Annotated in this window: 16 protein-coding genes; 8 read left to right on the forward strand and 8 right to left on the reverse strand. The window is 63.5% G+C overall.

Going from position 1 to position 17105, the window contains the following annotated elements:
- Positions 1 to 185 precede the first annotated feature (185 nt).
- A complete protein-coding gene (locus AC0QUY_RS17855) occupies positions 186 to 1409 on the forward strand; it encodes a glycosyltransferase family 87 protein (RefSeq protein ID WP_475387763.1) in 1224 nt (407 codons plus the stop codon).
- A gap of 25 nt (positions 1410 to 1434) precedes the next feature.
- Here AC0QUY_RS17855 and AC0QUY_RS17860 read toward each other — a convergent pair whose 3' ends face one another.
- Positions 1435 to 2244, reverse strand: a complete 810-nt coding sequence (locus AC0QUY_RS17860; protein WP_475387764.1) for a sialate O-acetylesterase — start codon at positions 2242 to 2244, stop codon at positions 1435 to 1437.
- 337 nt (positions 2245 to 2581) lie between these two features.
- Here AC0QUY_RS17860 and AC0QUY_RS17865 point away from each other — a divergent pair, with 337 nt between their 5' ends.
- Together AC0QUY_RS17865 and AC0QUY_RS17870 are read left to right on the forward strand one after the other, a co-directional pair.
- Positions 2582 to 3256: a TetR/AcrR family transcriptional regulator gene (locus tag AC0QUY_RS17865; RefSeq protein WP_161850104.1), complete on the forward strand. Its 675-nt coding sequence runs from the start codon at positions 2582 to 2584 to the stop codon at positions 3254 to 3256.
- An 85-nt stretch (positions 3257 to 3341) separates the two neighbouring features.
- A complete protein-coding gene (locus tag AC0QUY_RS17870; RefSeq protein WP_475387765.1) occupies positions 3342 to 3767 on the forward strand; it encodes an OsmC family protein in 426 nt (141 codons plus the stop codon).
- 121 nt (positions 3768 to 3888) lie between these two features.
- On the opposite strand, the gene pyk is transcribed toward AC0QUY_RS17870, so the two are convergent.
- The gene (gene pyk / locus AC0QUY_RS17875; RefSeq protein ID WP_161850102.1) at positions 3889 to 5325 is read right to left on the reverse strand and encodes a pyruvate kinase; all 1437 of its coding nucleotides are present in this window, start codon (positions 5323 to 5325) and stop codon (positions 3889 to 3891) included.
- Positions 5322 to 5858 (reverse strand): DUF1036 domain-containing protein, encoded by a 537-nt coding sequence (locus AC0QUY_RS17880; RefSeq protein WP_475387821.1) that lies wholly within the window; start codon positions 5856 to 5858, stop codon positions 5322 to 5324. Before AC0QUY_RS17880 ends, pyk begins: the two co-directional genes overlap by 4 nt.
- 246 nt (positions 5859 to 6104) lie before the next feature.
- Here AC0QUY_RS17880 and AC0QUY_RS17885 point away from each other — a divergent pair, with 246 nt between their 5' ends.
- A complete protein-coding gene (locus AC0QUY_RS17885) occupies positions 6105 to 6407 on the forward strand; it encodes a DUF1244 domain-containing protein (RefSeq protein WP_057858646.1) in 303 nt (100 codons plus the stop codon).
- 332 nt (positions 6408 to 6739) lie between these two features.
- Positions 6740 to 7015: a DUF2312 domain-containing protein gene (locus AC0QUY_RS17890; protein WP_475387766.1), complete on the forward strand. Its 276-nt coding sequence runs from the start codon at positions 6740 to 6742 to the stop codon at positions 7013 to 7015.
- 166 nt (positions 7016 to 7181) lie between these two features.
- On the opposite strand, the gene mepK is transcribed toward AC0QUY_RS17890, so the two are convergent.
- From mepK to AC0QUY_RS17915, 5 genes are all read right to left on the reverse strand, one after another.
- The gene (mepK, locus tag AC0QUY_RS17895; protein WP_475387767.1) at positions 7182 to 8813 is read right to left on the reverse strand and encodes a peptidoglycan L,D-endopeptidase MepK; all 1632 of its coding nucleotides are present in this window, start codon (positions 8811 to 8813) and stop codon (positions 7182 to 7184) included.
- A 268-nt stretch (positions 8814 to 9081) separates the two neighbouring features.
- Positions 9082 to 11208 (reverse strand): L,D-transpeptidase family protein, encoded by a 2127-nt coding sequence (locus AC0QUY_RS17900; RefSeq protein WP_475387768.1) that lies wholly within the window; start codon positions 11206 to 11208, stop codon positions 9082 to 9084.
- 345 nt (positions 11209 to 11553) lie between these two features.
- Positions 11554 to 13053: a sigma-54-dependent transcriptional regulator gene (locus AC0QUY_RS17905; RefSeq protein ID WP_475387769.1), complete on the reverse strand. Its 1500-nt coding sequence runs from the start codon at positions 13051 to 13053 to the stop codon at positions 11554 to 11556.
- A gap of 102 nt (positions 13054 to 13155) precedes the next feature.
- Positions 13156 to 13800 carry a TerC family protein gene (locus tag AC0QUY_RS17910; RefSeq protein ID WP_161850097.1) on the reverse strand — a complete coding sequence of 215 codons (645 nt, stop codon included), beginning with the start codon at positions 13798 to 13800 and terminating at the stop codon, positions 13156 to 13158.
- 119 nt (positions 13801 to 13919) lie between these two features.
- Positions 13920 to 14255, reverse strand: a complete 336-nt coding sequence (locus AC0QUY_RS17915) for a hypothetical protein (RefSeq protein WP_161850096.1) — start codon at positions 14253 to 14255, stop codon at positions 13920 to 13922.
- A 78-nt stretch (positions 14256 to 14333) separates the two neighbouring features.
- On the opposite strand from AC0QUY_RS17915, the gene AC0QUY_RS17920 reads away from it, so the two are divergent.
- From AC0QUY_RS17920 to AC0QUY_RS17930, 3 genes are read left to right on the forward strand one after another with little or no spacing between them, the layout of a single operon-like run.
- Complete coding sequence (locus tag AC0QUY_RS17920; RefSeq protein ID WP_475387770.1) at positions 14334 to 14666, forward strand: helix-turn-helix domain-containing protein; 333 nt, start codon at positions 14334 to 14336, stop codon at positions 14664 to 14666.
- Positions 14663 to 15106, forward strand: a complete 444-nt coding sequence (locus AC0QUY_RS17925; protein ID WP_161850094.1) for a hypothetical protein — start codon at positions 14663 to 14665, stop codon at positions 15104 to 15106. Before AC0QUY_RS17920 ends, AC0QUY_RS17925 begins: the two co-directional genes overlap by 4 nt.
- A gap of 43 nt (positions 15107 to 15149) precedes the next feature.
- On the forward strand, positions 15150 to 17027 hold the full coding sequence (locus AC0QUY_RS17930) for a M3 family oligoendopeptidase (protein ID WP_475387771.1): 1878 nt from the start codon (positions 15150 to 15152) through the stop codon (positions 17025 to 17027).
- Positions 17028 to 17105 lie beyond the last annotated feature (78 nt).

Here is a 17105-nt window from a genome sequence, read left to right on the forward strand (position 1 = left end):
GTAAGGCACGACGGAAGGCGCCTTGCCGTCAACCACCGGCTTCAGTGGTTATGGGTCCCTTGCGTTCGTGGGGACGACGGGAAACCGCCGTCGCCGCGCTAGAACTTAAGATTTCCTCAATTCAGTCCGGCCTATTGCTTGGGGACGTGCGCTTTCGGACAGCGTGCGCCAGGCAAGGACCGCGCATGACCGCCTCTCTTTCCGCCCTCCGGCCCACGCCGGAGCAAAGCGCAATTCCCGCGTGGCTCGTCAGGGTCTGCCTGGTGCTGGCGGTTGCGAATGTGACCCTGTGCGGGACGGCGTATCTCTCACAGTGGTGGGTTTACGATGCGAACGGCCTCGGCATCCCGACCGATTTCATCAACGTCTGGGCGGCCGGCCGCCTGGTGCTCGATGGCCTCCCGGCACAGGCCTATGACTGGGACATCCAGAAGCAGGTCGAGGTCGCAAAGCTCGGCAAGGATTTTGTCGGCTATTTCGCCTGGCACTATCCGCCGCCATTCCTGTTCGTCGCATCCGTGCTGGCGCAGCTTCCCTACCAGGTCGCGTTTATCGGCTGGGTTGCGGTCAGTTTTGTGCCCTTTCTTGTCGCGATGCGCGCGATCGTCGGCCGTACCTTCGGCTATCTGCTCGCATTCGCCATTCCGATGGCATTCATCAATGCGCTGGTCGGGCAGAACGGCTTTCTCACCGCGGCGCTGATCAGCGGCACGCTCTATCTAATCCCGGTACGGCCGGTACTGGCAGGTATCTGCCTCGGGCTTTTGACGTACAAACCGCAATACGGGCTGCTGTTTCCGATCGTACTGATCGCGGCCGGGCATTGGCGCGTGTTCATCAGCGCCGCCGTAACGGCGCTCGTGGTGGCCTTCGCTTCTCTACTTGCCTTCGGCTTCGAAAGCTGGCTGGCATTCTTCCACTGGATGCCGAAATTCTCGCAAGCCTTCCTCACCGAAGGGAAGGCACCATGGTGGAAGATGCAGAGCATCTTCTCGATGGTGCGCTATTTCGGCGGCAGCGAGCCGCTCGGCTGGGTGTTCCAGTGGGTTCTCACTGCTTCCGTCGCCGTGGTGGTGGTGCTGGTGTGGCGAAGCCGCGTGCCCTACACGTTGAAGGCCGCAGCGCTTGGCGCCGGCACGCTGCTGACCACGCCTTATCTCTTCATGTACGATATGATGGTGCTGGCGATCCCGGTCGCCTTCCTGATCCGCACCGGATTGAAGACCGGCTTTCGTTCTTACGAGCTTCCGGCGCTCGGCGTCGTCGTCGGGCTCCTCCTGTGCTACATGTTCACGGGGCTACCAACGGGCCTTGGCGCCACGCTGGTCGTGGCCGCGCTGGTTCTGCGCCGTGCCGGATCGTGGTGGCGGCATGAGCCGGTGCCGGCGCTTGCTGCCATACGTGCTTGATTGGCGGGCTTCGGATCGCTTGCCGCTATTTGATGAACGCCGCCCACAGGGCGGCATTCGCTAGCGTACCGATCTCGTTCATATGGCAACCGTCGGAGCTGCGGCCTTCGTTTCCGATCGTATCGGTGTCGGGCCCTTGACGGATATCCAGCGCTTCATCGACTGCGGCCAGTTGTCCGGCGCGTACAGCTGCTATGTTCGTCGGCCCGGCATAGTCGCATTTTGTGCTGCGTGACAGATAGAAGGGCGCATCGATACCGGCGTCGCGAAAACGCTTCACGAGTTGATGCAACAGCGATGCATATTGTTCGGCCGACGTCGTCTCTAGCGCGTCCCTCTCCCCCTGCTGAAACAGAATATGCGTCGGCGTCAGTCCTGCGGCCTTCAGCTTCGCGCTGCCGTTGGTGACCACCAAAGCGCCCTCGTTGTTCAGAAAGAAAAGCGAGGCTCCGCCGATGGCGAGCGGTACGAGGATCACGCGGTCGTAACGCCCGGCCTGGATCAGGATGTCGCCGAGACGCGTTGCAAAGCTCCCGCCCATGCCATCGCTACCGAGCAAGGGGTCGGCCGCGGCGAAGCATTTGCCGGTCACCGGATCGAAATTGTCGACGGCGTCTCGCGCCGCGTGCCGGACACTTCCAAAGTTAGCTGCGTTGCTCTGGCCGTGCACGACGATGACGGCCGTCTTGCCCGATACGGGAAGGCACGGCCGTTCGATGCGCGCCGGCGGTGCAACCGCGGTCCAGTCAGCCTGGCGGGCGTTCCAGGTCCAGAGCTTGCCGGCGATCGCGCCGATCAGCAGGCCACCAACCAGAAAGGCGACAAGGCGAAACAAGGGAAATGTTCTCCAGGATTGTTCAGCGCGCACACGCCCGCCCGGTCGCCGCCAGATGGCGCGCATCGGACAAGTTCACCGCTGCCCAACGTGAAGCGCGAGGACGGTAATCTGAGGCCGCCCAATTCGACCCATGCTAACCGGGCCGCGTTGAGAGCCTGTTAAAGGTGAAAAGCCCCGCCGGACATCGGCCTGCAAAACCGGCTTGTCATGAGGCGTGAATAGTTGTTCACTTCTTCAAGGCGATGACGGAGCTTATCGCTCAAGACATTGAAGGTGCGCGCGTTCTAGCAGGCTCCCTGGGGCTCAAGGGCGCGCGGGGGACGGAAATCGCGCCATGGTGTATCGGCGAACCCATCAGGTCGTAAAGCGGCTGGCGGCACGGCGCAGCGCCATCCTGGCGGCGGCGCGGGATGCCGCGGCCGAGGGCGGCATGGCGGCGGTGCAGATCGCCCCGGTTGCGATCCGCGCCAATGTCGCGGCCGGCACCGTTTATCGCTACTTTCCCTCCAAGGCCGAGCTGATTTCCGAGCTGATCGCCGAGGTCTCGCGCGACGAATTGGCGGCGATCCGCCGTGCGGCGGACGCGGCCCCGGGACCGTCCTCGGCGCTCGCCGCCGCCGTCACCACGGTCGCCGTGCAAGTGCTGTCGCAGCGCAAGCTCGCCTGGGGCATTCTAGCCGAGCCGGTCGATGTCGACGTCTCGGTGTCGCGTCTTGCCAGCCGCCGCGAAATATCGGGCGAGATTGCCGCTCGAATCGACGCCGCGGTGCGCGCCGGTCATCTGCCGGCGCAGGATACCGCGTTGGCCGCGACCGCGCTGCTCGGCGCGCTGCATGAATCGCTGGTTGGTCCGCTGGCGCCGGAGAGCCACGATGATTCCGCGAAGCTGCGCGACGCCGTGCAAACGGTCACGCTATTGGCGCTGCGCGCCGTCGGCGTCATGGATGCCCGCGCCCGCGGCCTCGTGGTGCAGGCGGTGCTGCCGGCAAAAGCGCTGGTCGGGGCGTAAAACGCTCTTTCAGCGACACGCCCTTGTCGCAACCATTTGCCACGCTACGGCTTATCGACGGTCCAACCCGTGACAGGAGCATGCGATGACGACGACATCAGGGTCTGCCAAATGGCAGGGCGGCATCAAGGACGGCAAGGGTGCGATCTCGACGAAAAGCGGCGCACTGAACGATTATCCCTACGGCTTCGCTAGCCGCTTCGAGGGCAAGGCGGGCTCCAATCCGGAAGAATTGATCGGCGCGGCGCACGCTGCGTGCTTCACCATGGCACTGTCGCTGATCATCGGCGAAGCCAAGCTCACCGCCGAGCAGATGGAAACCAGGGCCGACGTCACGCTGGAAAAGCAGGGCGATGGTTTTGCCATCACCTCGGTTCATCTGACGCTGAATGCGAAGATCCCGGGCGCTGATGATGCAAAATTTCAGGAGCTGGCGGGCAAGGCCAAAGCCGGCTGTCCGGTGTCGAAGCTGTTCAATACGAAGATCACGCTGGACGCGAAGCTCCAGTAGCTTGTCTTCGGTCATTCCGGGGGCGCGCATCAGCGCGAACCCGGAATCTCGAGATTCTCAGGTGCGCAAGTGCGCACCATAGTTCGATGCTTCGCATCGCCCCGGAATGACGGTTACGCCATCACTTCTTCGTCTCGCCTTCGGGCTCGACATTGGCGATGCGCACCATGTTGGTGGTGCCGGGAATGCCGAGCGGCACGCCGGCGACGATGATGACGCGCTGGCCGGCCTTGGCAAAACCGTCTCGAAAGGCGATGGAGCCGGCGCGATCGACCATGTCGTCCTGGTCGTGGGCGTCTTCGGCCACCACGCAATGCACGCCCCAGACGACAGACAATTTGCGCCCCGTCGCAAGATTCGGCGTGATCGCGACCACCGGCGGCTTCGGGCGCTCGCGCGCCACGCGGATGCCGGTGGAGCCGGACGAGGTCCAGCAGATGATTGCCGACAGTTCCAGCGTCTCGGCGATCTGCCGCGCGGCGTCGGCAATGGCGTCGCCGACCGTATTCTCCGGCTGCATGCGCTGCGCGGTGAGAACCGAGCGATAGGTCGGGTCGCGTTCCACCTCTTCGCCAATGCGGTTCATGGTCGAAACGGCTTCGACCGGGAATTTGCCGGCTGCCGACTCGGCCGACAACATGATGGCATCGGCGCCTTCATAGACGGCGGTCGCGACGTCGGAGACTTCCGCGCGCGTCGGCACCGGGGCCTGGATCATCGATTCCAGCATCTGGGTCGCAATCACCACCGGCTTGCCGGCGCGGCGCGCCATCCGCGTCATCTGTTTCTGCAGGCTCGGCACCCGCTCCAGCGGCAGTTCGACGCCGAGGTCGCCGCGCGCCACCATCAGCGCGTCGGACGCATCGATGATCTCGGCGAGACGGTCGATCGCCTGCGGCTTTTCGATCTTGGCCATCACGGCGGCGCGGCCGCGGATCATGCGCTTGGCCTCGTGGACGTCCTCGGCGCGCTGCACGAAGGAGAGCGCGATCCAGTCGACCCCGGTCACCAGCGCGGCTTCGAGATCGGCGCGGTCCTTCGGCGTCATCGCCGACACCGGCAGGTCAGTATCGGGCAGGCTGACGCCCTTGCGGTCCGACATCTTGCCGCCGATCACCACCCGCGTCACCGCGCGTTCGGGCGAGGTTTCCTCGGCGATCAGGCGCACCTTGCCGTCGTCGAGCAGCAGCGCATGGCCCGGCCGCAGGGCGGCGAGGATTTCCGGATGCGGCAACTGCACGCGGCTGTTGTCGCCCGGCGCCTTGTCGGAATCGAGCACGAAGCTTTGGCCGTTCTTGAGCTGGGTCGAACCTTCGGCGAACGCGCCAAGGCGCAGCTTCGGTCCCTGCAGGTCGACCAGGATGCCGATAGGGCGGCCGTAGCTCGATTCGACATTGCGGATGGTCGTGACCAGTTCGCGCATCTTGTCGTGCGGCGTGTGGCTCATGTTGATGCGGAACAGGTCCGCGCCCGCCTCGAACAGCTTCCGGATCATCGCGCTGTCTGATGATGCCGGGCCGAGGGTCGCGAGAATCTTGATGCGACGAAGCCGTCTCATTGCTTGGGAGCCGGGGCTGGCGGCAAACCCGGTCCGCCCGGCTGGCTGGGCAGGCCCGGAACCCCGCCGGGGCCGCCCGGTCCCATCGTTCCTGGAATGCCCGGCACGCGCTGCGCGGGCTGCTCGTTGGCTTCGGTCAGTTGCACTGTCCACGCTCGCTGTTCGCCTGTGTCGACCTCGAAGAACCCGGTGCGGTCGTAGCCGCGCGCCAGACAATTCTCGGTACCCTTGATGGTGAATTCCTTGTCCCGCGAACACATGAAGGCCTGCCCCGACCATTCACCGCCGCGGTCATAGTCGAGCGCGTAGATGTAATAGTAACGCGCGACGAGAGTTCCGCGCAGCAGCGTTTCGCAACTGCGCGATGATACGTTCCACCAGCCCTCGGTGGTCCAGCCTTCGGCGTCCTTGTAGCCGAGCGCGATGCCGACCCGGCTGGAAGTATTGTTGCAGAGCCGGAAATCGGCCGCCGCCGGACTGCTCCACAGGCATGTCGCCGCCAATGCAAGCACCGGCATCAGGCCGACGGTCATGCGAGCGGAGAGGGGGGACAAGCAGCGGGAATCTTTTGCGGTCATGCAGCGAAGCTATATCAAATCATTGAAGATTTCGCGTGACCCGGCGGGAACTGTCAACGGCCGGGGAACGCCTTTCCCGCGCTATGGGAAATCGGGACTCCCCGTAAGGCTGCCAATTTTGCGCGCAGATATGGCAGAATCTGTGACAAGTCCCACCTGATATCAATATGCTCGGCACATGTGACGCGGGAGCCAAGGGCCATGACGATCGACGACAAAACCAGAACGGAACTGGAAGCCGCCGTTTTCCGGCGCCTGGTCAGCCACCTGCGCGGCCGCACCGACGTCCAGAATATCGATTTGATGAATCTGGCCGGCTTCTGCCGCAACTGCCTGTCCAACTGGATGAAGGAAGAGGCCGACGCCAAGGGGGTCGCCGTCAGCAAGGACGAGAGCCGCGAGGCGGTCTACGGCATGCCCTATGAGGAGTGGAAGGCGAAATATCAGGGGACGGCCACGCCTGAGCAACTCGCAGCGATGAAGAAGGTGCATCCCGGGCATTGAGGTCTCAGTCCGTCGTGCGATCTGACACCTAAGTTCTCCGTCATGCCCGGGCTTGTCCCGGGCATCCACGTCTTAACCGCATAGGGCAAGGGAAGACGTGGATGGCCGGGCCACAGGCGAGCGGAACCGACGCCGTCCTTCAGACGACTATGCCCGGCCATGACGTGGCAATTGATTGCCGTCATCTCCTGTGGGCGCGCTGTGGATGAGCGCGATGCTGCCTTGACGCAAGGCCCCCCGATCTTGAGGGTCATCTGGGCAAAGCGCCGCGCGGTAACGCGTGCGGCGCTTGATTTTTCACCTTCACCATCAGTTCCACTCAGGAGTACCCGATGGCCACCTCCGCCGCCGCAGCCGTCCAGGACGAGCCCGCGACAAGATTCGCTAAAGACCAGCTCAAGGCCATCATCGAGCGCATCGAGCGTCTGGAAGAGGAGAAGAAGACGATCTCCGACGACATCCGCGACGTCTATGCCGAAGCCAAGGGCAACGGCTTCGACACCAAGGCGCTGCGCACCATCGTGCGGATGCGCAAGCAGGACGCCAACGAGCGCGCCGAGCAGGAAACCATTTTGGAAACCTACATGCAGGCGCTCGGGATGATCTGAGGCGTACGCTTCGCGAAGCCCGGATGGAAGCCAACGGATCGCGCGAATGCGCGCCCGATGACAGGCTCCGCGAAATCCGCGGTCATCTCACAACACGGCTCGACTGATCCCGGATTGCGCTGCCATCCCGGGCGACGGCTGTGTCAGTGCGTGGAGACAGGGAACTCTAGCGCAGCGCGGCGGTGCGCATCATGAACGACTGCGTCGGCAGTTGCGTGGTCGCTGATCCCGTGAAGCGGTCGCAGGTCATGCCCATCATCGGATCTTCCGAGAAGGTCATGGCCACCGCGGCCAGCGGCTTGACGAAGTGGGCGCGCATCTGGGTCATCTCGGTGTCGCCGAGCACCGTAGTCGACATCGCGCTGCTCGCGCTCGGCGCCAGCATCATGACCCGCATCCAGATATTGTCGCCCTTCGCAGCGGCGAGGCGAGTGGAGGTGGCGACCACGTTGTCCTGACCCTGAGGGCCCTGCGGCCCCTTGGCGACCACGGTGTTGATTTCGGTCGATGCAGCACCGGCGTTGCGCACCGGACGCACGCTGCTGCGCGGCACCGGCGCGGAGGCCGCGACGATGTTGGCGCGGTCAACCGGCGAAGCAGCGGCCGGCGCATAGGCCATCGCCCTGTTGAAGGTTTCGCTGACGCTGGCGGTCGGCTGCGGATCGGTAGCAGTGGCGGCGGCGAGGGCCTGGCGGGCGCGGAGGGCTGCGACTTGCGCGGGAGTGGCCTGATTCGCCGCCTTCGGCACGTCGTCCCAGAAACCGCGGGAATTGATGATATCGGCCGGCGTCTGTGGCTTCGGCTCGCCTGTATCAGCGGAAACCGCCCCGGCCTGCTTCGCCTCCGGCTTGATCTCAGGCCTTGCCTTGGGCGCCGCTGCGATTTGCGCGTCAGCCGCGGCGAGCTGGATGGTCGCGCCGACCGGCTTGGCACGCGGGGTCGGGACCGGGTCGGCGGATTTCACAGCAGCCACACTCGCCGGTGCGGGCTTCTCGTTCTTGACGGGTGCGTTTGCGCCCTCGTCATCTTCCTCAGTGGCCTTGCCGCCCCGGAACAGCGCCGCGAACAGGTTCGGCATCTTGCCGCCGGTTGCGCCGCCATCGCCATTGCCGCGTCGCTCGATGTCGGCGCGGGCCAGTTCATAGCCCTTCATCGGACCGCTGGAAGACTGGTGGACGGTGCGCCCATCCGGGAAGACCTTGGCCAGCTGATCGTGGGTCATGCGCGGCCAGTGGCGGACGCTGCCGGTATCGAGGTGGACGAAGGGCGATCCCGAGGTCGGGTAGAAGCCGACGCCGCCACGCTGCAGGCGGAGCCCGGCGGTGCGAACCTGCTCAAGCGGCACGCCGGGAATGAAAAAGTCCATCGCATGGCCGAGCATGTGCTGGCTGAAGCGCGCCACGCCGGACGACCGGCGGCGGAGCATGGCATTGGTGGCGGGGGAGCGGTAGGCGGAGATGACCTGGATCGGCTGCTTGCCGTCGACGTCGCGGTAGACTTCCCAGAGGATGTCGAACAGGTGCCGATCCATCGTGGTGGAGTCCTGGCTGCGCCAGTCGCGGAGGAAATGATTGAGCTTCTTCAACGCATCTTCGTCGTAGCGGCCGTCGCGCTTGAAGGTGACGGTCAGGTCTTCGCCGGAATGGGTGTGGTGCAAGGAAAGGGTGCGGGTCTCGTTCCGCGCCGTCGCGTCATGCACCGTGCCGGCGCCCGCCAGGAGCAACAGCGAGGTCAGGCCGATCCGATATCCGGCCTTCGAAGACAGCGGATTGAATTGGCGCGCGAAACCAGCCAGCACGTATGAGCCCACCCAGTCGACGAGCGTTCACGATGTTCTTTTGCAGACCCCCGGCAAAAGACGGTGAACGCTTTCTTAAAGCAGGAGGGTTAAACCGAGGTTTACCGACCTGCCCCCAAGCAAGCTTTAACCTAACGCGTGGACTGTGGCGAAAAAGCGCCGGATGGCCGATACGGCAGGGATAATGGTTAACGTAAATAACCTCTCCGGAGAGGAGAGGTTATTGATTTCATTAAGAAATTCTACCCGTAGACCGTAGTCCTCCGGACTACCGGGTGAACCGCGGCTGCGGTCTGCGGCCGATCGGTGCCGGCGGCGTCGCGGGCGACGGACCGCCGAACAGGCGCTCGAAGAACGACGGGCCGGAGGAATAGGTGTTGTCGCTGGCGAAGCTGACGCCGGCCGGCAGAGCGTCCTTCGGCCGCGAATAGTTCGGCTGCGCATGAGCGATCATGGCCTCCAGATCCCTGCTGCGGCTGTTCTTGAGCAGGGCGATCATCGCAGCGTCACGGCCGTAGATATCCTTGCGGAATTGCAGCTTGCCGGCGTCATCCACAAACGCGGTCTGGTAGGTGATGTTGACCGGAATCGGCGTCGGGAATTTCAGGTCGATCTCGCTGCGGCCGTACATGCTGCGGATTCGCTCCGGCGTGTAGCGCTCGTTCGGCATGGTGATGTTGAGCAGCGTCGCGGCGTATTGGTCGGGATTCTGCACCCGCATGCAGCCATGGCTGAACGCGCGTTCTTCCTTCGCGAACAGGTGCTTGTCCGGCGTGTCGTGCTGATAGACCAGGAACTTGTTCGGGAAGTTGAAGCGGATACGGCCGAGCGCGTTGGCTTCGCCCGGCGGCTGCGAAATGTGGATGCTGCCGTCGCGGTTGCGTTCCAGCCGCAGGCCCATGCGCTGCAGCACCGTCGGATCCTGCTGCAGGGCGGGCAGGTATTCGTTGTAGATGATCGATGGCGGCACGTTCCAGGTCGGGTTGACGGTGATGAACTTCATCGTCTCGGTCAGCATCGGCGTCGCATGCTTGCCCGGCTTTCCGGTCACCACACGGGTGGTCCAGACCTGTGCGCCGTTCTGCATCACCTTGAGCGTGAAGTCGGGCACGTTAAGAATGACATAGGCATTGCCGAGCGAGGCGGCACCGAGCTGGCGCGGCAGCCAGCGCAGGCGCTCCATATTCACGAGGACGGTGTCGATGTGCCGGTCGCGCTTCGGGCTGTTGATCGCCTTCACGGTACGATCGTCGAGCACGCCGGTCGGCTTGAGATCGACGCTCTCCTGGAACTTGCGCACGGCGGCTGCGACCTTGGCGTCGTAGCGGGGATCGTCGGGGTGCTCGAGGCCGAGCTTGGCGCGCAGTTGCGGTACGCGCGAATCTTCCGGCGCCACCTCAGCTTGCTTCTTGGTGGCGGCCTTGAACGCCAGCGCCGGACCTTCGGCGATATGGATCATCGGGCCATCGCCCTGGCCGCGCAGCTCAGCAAGCTTGGCTTTCAGATCCTTGTAGAGTTTGTGCGGGGGGTTGTAGCCATCGAGCGCTACGGACGCGTCCTTCGCGGTCGAGATGTTGGCGAGCACTTCAGCCGGATCGATCGGGTGCTCGGGATAGAGGATGTCGGAAGAGGCCTGCGACCAGTGCATCCGGCCGCTCTGAGCCTGGCGCGCATAGTCGAGCATGCTTGCGGTCAGCTTCAACTCGGCTTCGGCGAGTTGGTCCGGCGAACCGGCGGCCGCGAAATCCGGCAACGGGTAGTCGGCCGGATTGAGGCCGTCTGCGGCGGCATCCTTCAGGCGCGCGATCACGCCCTTGCCGCTGTCGGTCAATTTGCCAGCCTGCGTCCATTGCGGCGCGTAGTCACGCGCGGCGTAGAATTTCTCGACGGCCGCGCGCTCGTTCTTGCGGTCGAAATAGCGCAGCGACCTGGTGCCGAGCATATCGCGCAGCCTGTCCGCAACCGGCTGGTCGGCCGGTGCGACGGTGCTGACCTTCACCGGCTCCTTGGCGGGTTCGGGGACGGGCGCGGTGGCTGTTGCAGCCGGAGGCGTGGTGGTTGCGGTGTCGCTGGCCGCGGGCGCCGTGACGGTCTCGGCCGGCTTGGGCTCGGCTGCCTTTGCGGCGGCACTGGGTTCGGCCGGTTTGTCGATCGACTTGGTCGCGTCAGGCACCGAGGCGGTGGAGTCCATCTTGAAGTCGCCGATGGTCGGAGGCGGAACATTGGCGGGCTCGGGACGGGGGACTGCTGCGTCGATCGCGAGCTCGGCGGCGCTGGCACGCGGCGTGGTCGACTGACCCGCCAGTGCTGAGGTCGCGGACACCGTGAGGAAGGTTGCCGCGACGGCCATCAGCACGCGGTCAAATCCTGCACGATTCGTCGAACAGTCACGCATCGTCACACCCCCTGGGCGAAACTGCCCCGGCATGGAGCAGTTCGTTGGCATCGTCATAGCTTGCGCGGGAAGCGCCGGCTTCGATCGGTCTTCGTACGCCTGCACGCAATGATTCAACGCAGACGATACATGTGCCCCATTCATGCAGCCAGCGCCATGCGGGACAACTCACGACAAACTGACCTCAAACTACCCGTTCACATTTCGGGTCACGTGTTTTTGCCACGCGCCCCGCCTTTTGTCTGTCACCGGCAAGCCACGGTTCAAAAGCTTCCGAACGTGTGATGTCGTTGGTTTGCCACGATCTTTGCCATGCGGAGGCCATAATCGCGGACGGCTGTTTGCTCAGCCAGCATCCTGCGCGCCGCCTCCGGCCGGGTCGTTGGCGGCCGCCTCATCGAGCTTGCGATAGAGCGTGGAGCGGCCGATCTTGAGCCGGCGCGCGACCTCCGACATCTGGCCGCGATAATGCGAGATCGCGAAACGGATGATCTCGTTCTCCATGTCTTCGAGCGGACGCACCTCGCCGGTTGAAGTCAGCATCGCAAGACTGCCGGCAGCGGCGAGCGGAGCAATGGGTATTTCGCTACCTGACACCAGGGACGGTGCCGCCGACGGCGCGACGACCAGGGGTTCGCTGTGCGCGAACTGGCCGTCCGGAACGGCGTGACCGACGGTCTGCGGGAAATCAGACAGACCGAGCTGGTCGCTCTCGCTCATGACGACAGCGCGATACACCGTGTTCTCGAGCTGGCGGATGTTGCCGGGCCAATCGAGCTGGGCGAGATGGGCCACGGCCTCGCCGCTGATGCCGGTGATGGTGCGGTTTTCCTCGGCGGCAAAGCGCGCCAGGAAATGCCGCAACAGATGCGGGATGTCTTCGCGCCGCATCCGCAATGGCGGGATGGTCAGCGGCAGCACATGCAGCCGATAGAACAGGTCCTCGCGGAACGCGCCGCTCTTCACGAGGTCGAGCAGCTTGCGGTTGGTCGCGGAAATTATGCGTACATCGACCTTCACCGGCTTGCGGCCGCCGACCGCCTCGACGGTTCCCTCCTGCAGCGCGCGCAGCAGTTTCACTTGCGCGGCCAGCGGCAACTCGCCGATCTCGTCGAGAAACAGCGTGCCGCCGGAGGCTTCGACGAACTTGCCCATGTGGCGTTCGGTGGCGCCGGTGAAAGCGCCCTTCTCGTGACCGAACAGGATCGATTCCACGAGATTGTCGGGAATCGCGCCGCAATTGACGGCGACGAAGGGTTTCGATTTGCGCTCACCGGAACCATGGATGGCGCGCGCGAACAATTCCTTGCCGACGCCGGATTCGCCCTCGATCAGCACCGGAATGCCCGAGGCTGCCGCCTTCTGCGCGGTGCGCAGCACGGCTGCCATGGTTTCGCTGCGGGTGATGATGTCGGCAAAGGTCAGCCGGCCTTCGCGGCTGTGACGGATGCGCTGCAGTTCGCCCTTGAGCGCGCTGGTATTGAGCGCGTTGCGCAGCGAAACCTGCAGCCGCTCGAAGCTGGCCGGCTTGACCACGAAATCCTGCGCGCCGGCGCGCATCGCCGAAACCACGTTGTCGATACCGCCATGGGCGGTCTGCACGATGACGGGGATGCTCAGGCCTGCATCACGCATTTTTGCGAGCACGCCGAGCCCGTCGAGGCCGGGCATCACCAGATCGAGCACGACTGCGTCGATTGCCTGCGCGTCCGGCGCGGTCAGCAGGACCACAGCCGCATCGCCACTGTCGACGACGAGGGGCTCATAGCCGCACTTCTGCACCATGTTTTCAACCAAACGGCGCTGCACGGCGTCGTCATCGGCAATCAAAATGGTGGCAGCCATGGCTCTCCCCGCACGCTACAGCAATGTATCGAATCGGGGCACTTTCGCCGATGCCGATTAACACCCTCTTAATCGTTGAAGAACGGCGATGTTGTGGAGGACCTAGACGTTGAGGTGTGGCCACACCTCAAGCGCGCCGCGATAGCACATGTCGAGCGCCACATAGAGGATGATGGCGAGGCCGACATAGGCGATCCAGCGTTGCTTTTCCAGGAGGCGCGCGATGAAGTTGGCGGCGAGCCCCATCAGGGCGATGGATAGCGCCAAGCCGAAGATGAGAATCATCGGATGCTCGCGCGCGGCGCCCGCGACGGCGAGCACGTTATCGAGCGACATCGAGACGTCGGCGAGGGTGATCTGCCATACGGCCTGGCCAAGCGTCTTTTGATGGCCGACCGGAGCGGAGCCTTCGATCGTGCTTGCGGCCGAGAGACTCTGCATTTTCGGTTCATGATGATGCGACGTACGCAGCTCGCGCCACATCTTCCAGCACACCCAAAGCAGCAGAACGCCGCCGGCGAGTAACAGCCCTATGATCTGCAGCAACTGGACCGTCACGGAGGCGAAGCCGATACGCAACAGCGTTGCGGCCAATATGCCGATCACAATCGCCTTCTTGCGCTGACCCTCCGGGAGGCCGGCGGCTGCAAGCCCGATGACGATCGCATTATCGCCGGCGAGCACCAGGTCGATCATGATGACCTGGAAGAGCGCTGTCAGGTGTTGCGAGGAGATTAATTCCAGCATGCGGGCCACTCCGTTGATGGTCCAATCCGACATCGCAGTTCGCTTGAACTGCCAGAGGGGCCCGGGCTTGGACGCGCGTAGACAAAAGACGCAGTCAGACTGCGGAAAATGCTTTCCCGTTACTCAGGTTGATCCGCGAAGAGCCTGACCATCTGGTCCGGTTCGATCAGAACGGAGAGGACGACGCCGATGAACGTCAGGCTTCCGGCGAGGTCGAACCACATGATGCGGAATCGATCGCGCCGGCAGAGCAGCGCGAAGCCGGCCGTCAATGCGGCAACGCCAAAAAGCAGGGTGACGATCGCGGGTGCCAAGGCATCCACCGGCACCACGTTCCGGATTCCCACGCTCGCGAGCAGCGCCACAAGCAGGATGCCGGCAAACAACTCCTTGCCGCGAGCCGCGGGGGTCCGGGGGGTCGTTTCAACAATCTGACTGCGGTCTAAGAAAGCCATCTGATTCTTATTCGCGAGCAGAGATTGTGGTAGGGAACATCACCTACCCGGTTATTCACTCTAGCTAGTTTAGTAAACATGAAACGAGTAAAACATCAAGACGTTTTCGCTGAACGGCTTGCCGGTAAGGCTGTGCCGGAAGTGAAGCAATTGCGGAAACTGGCTGGGGACTGGCTCAAGCAGCGACGGGCGGATGCCGAATTGTCGCAGGCGGATCTCGCTGCACGTCTTGGCCTGAAGTATTACACTTTCATCTCACAGGTCGAGAACGGCTTCAGCCGAGTTCCAACTGAAATCATGGGGGCATGGGCCAACGAATTAGGTATTGAACAAGCAGCCTTCGCGAAGCATCTATTAATGTACTACGAGCCGGAATTGCACCGGCTGCTGTTCGGAGCGGAAAGCAAATGAGCGTCGTTGCGTTCGAGCGCAAACAGAACCCCGGCGAATGGAGCGAAAGGGAACTGAGCACCATCCTGGTGGCACTGAGCGCCGCGACTGCGCCGGGGACCGGACGCGAATGGGAAACCGGCACGACGGAAAAGGGCGACGTCCAGTTTTATCTGCTGAGCCCGCTGCCGGATCAGGCTTGCGAATTGTGCGTTTCCCGAATCGACGGCCGCTACATCCTGGAAGACGGCTTCGGGCGGCTGCTGTTCGAACATCGAAACCTCGATCTTGTTGCGCTGCACGCCAAGGCCGCCGTCCCGTCGACATCGTGGCTCATGGTCCGTGCGATTACTTTGTGGTGTGCGGTTCGGGGCGCGCTCCACGAAAAGGCCGAGCCGTGGCTCGTCGAAGGTGAAGAACTGTTCGTTCAGTTCGTCCCGCAACTCGCGGCTTTCGCCTGATCTCCTGCCCATTTCCTGATCACCTCCCAATTTTGAAAGTGCCATGAGCGCAAAATCTGCGACATCCCGGGCGCGCAAGACGCCCCGCAAATCGGCAATCGGCAAGGCGGCCGGAGCCGCCAAGGCGACAGCGACCAAATCAAAGACCGGGCGGTTGCCGGAATGGAATTTGGCCGATCTCTATTCCGGCATCGACGCCCCCGAAATCGCGCACGATCTGCAAAAGATGGACGCGGACTGCGTTGCGTTCGAGACGGATTACAAAGGCAAGCTGGCGGAAGGCGTCGCCAGGGATGATGGCGGAAGCTGGCTCGCCGCAGCCGTCAGACGCTACGAGGCGATCGACGACCTTGCCGGCCGGCTTGGCTCCTACGCCGGCCTCGTTCATGCCGGCGACAGCGTCGATCCCGCGATCTCCAAATTTTATGGCGACGTCTCCGAGCGGCTGACCGCGGCCTCGCTGCATTTGCTCTTCTTCGCGCTTGAACTTAACCGCGTCGACGATGCCGCAATCGAGCGCGCGATGCAGACGCCGGAGCTTGGGTACTACCGTCCCTGGATCGAGGATCTGCGCAAGGACAAGCCGTATCAGCTCGAAGATCGCGTCGAGCAGTTGTTTCATGAAAAATCCCAGAGCGGCTATGCCGCCTGGAACCGGCTGTTCGACCAGACCATCTCCGGCCTGCGCTTCAAGGTCGGGACCAAGGAGCTTGCGATCGAGCCGACGCTCAGTCTGTTGCAGGACCGCGCACCGGAAAAGCGCAAGGCTGCGGGCCAGGCGCTGGCCAAGACCTTCAAGGATAATGAACGTACCTTTGCGCTCATCACCAACACGCTCGCCAAGGACAAGGAAATTTCCGATCGCTGGCGCGGCTTCAAGGATGTTGCGGATTCGCGCCATCTGAATAACCGCGTCGAGCGCGACGTCGTCGATGCCCTGGTCGCTTCGGTGCGCGCGGCGTATCCGCGGCTGTCGCACCGCTACTACAAGCTGAAAGCCGGCTGGTTCAAAAAAAAGAAGCTCGCGCATTGGGATCGCAACGCGCCGCTACCGTTTGCGGCGACCGGCACCATCGCCTGGCCCGAGGCGCAGAAGATGGTGCTGACGGCGTATCGCGGCTTCTCCGCCGAAATGGCCGCGATCGCGGAACGCTTCTTCACCGATCGCTGGATCGATGCGCCGGTGCGGCCGGGCAAGGCACCGGGCGCGTTCTCGCACCCGACCACACCCTCGGCGCATCCCTATGTGCTGATGAACTACCAGGGCAAGCCGCGCGACGTGATGACGTTGGCGCATGAGCTCGGCCATGGCGTGCATCAGGTGCTGGCGGCGAAGAACGGCGCGCTGATGGCGCCGACGCCGCTGACGCTGGCCGAGACCGCGAGCGTGTTTGGCGAGATGCTGACCTTCAAGCGCTTGTTGTCGCAGACCGGTAACGTCAAACAGCGCCAGGCGCTATTGGCCGGCAAGGTCGAGGACATGATCAACACCGTGGTGCGGCAGATCGCGTTCTATTCGTTCGAACGTGCCGTGCACACCGAGCGCAAGGACGGCGAACTGACCGCCGAGCGCATCGGCCAGATCTGGCTCAGCGTGCAAGGCGAGAGCCTCGGGCCGGCCATCGACATCCGCCCCGGCTACGAAAACTTCTGGATGTACATTCCGCACTTCATCCATTCGCCGTTCTATGTCTACGCCTATGCGTTCGGCGATTGCCTGGTGAACTCGCTCTATGCGGTCTACGAGAACGCCACGGAAGGCTTCGCGGAGCGCTATCTCGCCATGCTCGCGGCCGGCGGCACCAAGCATTATTCCGAACTGCTCAAGCCGTTCGGGCTCGACGCCAAGGATCCCAAATTCTGGGACGGCGGGCTGTCGGTAATCGCGGGCATGATCGACGAACTCGAAGCGATGGGCTGACGGGTTCGGCCACGACCACGAAACGAATTTGTGATGGGCGCGGACACAATTTCAGCCGCCGTCGCCCTCCATGATGAC

This window comes from Bradyrhizobium sp. WYCCWR15520 (assembly GCF_056174665.1).

Bases quoted from the DNA above. Each gene is read 5' to 3' on its own strand.
- AC0QUY_RS17855 (WP_475387763.1), top strand. From the start codon at position 186: ATGACCGCCTCTCTTTCCGCCCTCCGGCCCACGCCGGAGCAAAGCGCA.
- AC0QUY_RS17865 (WP_161850104.1), top strand. From the start codon at position 2,582: ATGGTGTATCGGCGAACCCATCAGGTCGTAAAGCGGCTGGCGGCACGG.
- AC0QUY_RS17870 (WP_475387765.1), top strand. From the start codon at position 3,342: ATGACGACGACATCAGGGTCTGCCAAATGGCAGGGCGGCATCAAGGAC.
- pyk (WP_161850102.1), bottom strand. From the start codon at position 5,325: ATGAGACGGCTTCGTCGCATCAAGATTCTCGCGACCCTCGGCCCGGCA.
- AC0QUY_RS17880 (WP_475387821.1), bottom strand. From the start codon at position 5,858: ATGACCGTCGGCCTGATGCCGGTGCTTGCATTGGCGGCGACATGCCTG.
- AC0QUY_RS17885 (WP_057858646.1), top strand. From the start codon at position 6,105: ATGACGATCGACGACAAAACCAGAACGGAACTGGAAGCCGCCGTTTTC.
- AC0QUY_RS17890 (WP_475387766.1), top strand. From the start codon at position 6,740: ATGGCCACCTCCGCCGCCGCAGCCGTCCAGGACGAGCCCGCGACAAGA.
- AC0QUY_RS17900 (WP_475387768.1), bottom strand. From the start codon at position 11,208: ATGCGTGACTGTTCGACGAATCGTGCAGGATTTGACCGCGTGCTGATG.
- AC0QUY_RS17905 (WP_475387769.1), bottom strand. From the start codon at position 13,053: ATGGCTGCCACCATTTTGATTGCCGATGACGACGCCGTGCAGCGCCGT.
- AC0QUY_RS17910 (WP_161850097.1), bottom strand. From the start codon at position 13,800: ATGCTGGAATTAATCTCCTCGCAACACCTGACAGCGCTCTTCCAGGTC.
- AC0QUY_RS17915 (WP_161850096.1), bottom strand. From the start codon at position 14,255: ATGGCTTTCTTAGACCGCAGTCAGATTGTTGAAACGACCCCCCGGACC.
- AC0QUY_RS17920 (WP_475387770.1), top strand. From the start codon at position 14,334: ATGAAACGAGTAAAACATCAAGACGTTTTCGCTGAACGGCTTGCCGGT.
- AC0QUY_RS17925 (WP_161850094.1), top strand. From the start codon at position 14,663: ATGAGCGTCGTTGCGTTCGAGCGCAAACAGAACCCCGGCGAATGGAGC.
- AC0QUY_RS17930 (WP_475387771.1), top strand. From the start codon at position 15,150: ATGAGCGCAAAATCTGCGACATCCCGGGCGCGCAAGACGCCCCGCAAA.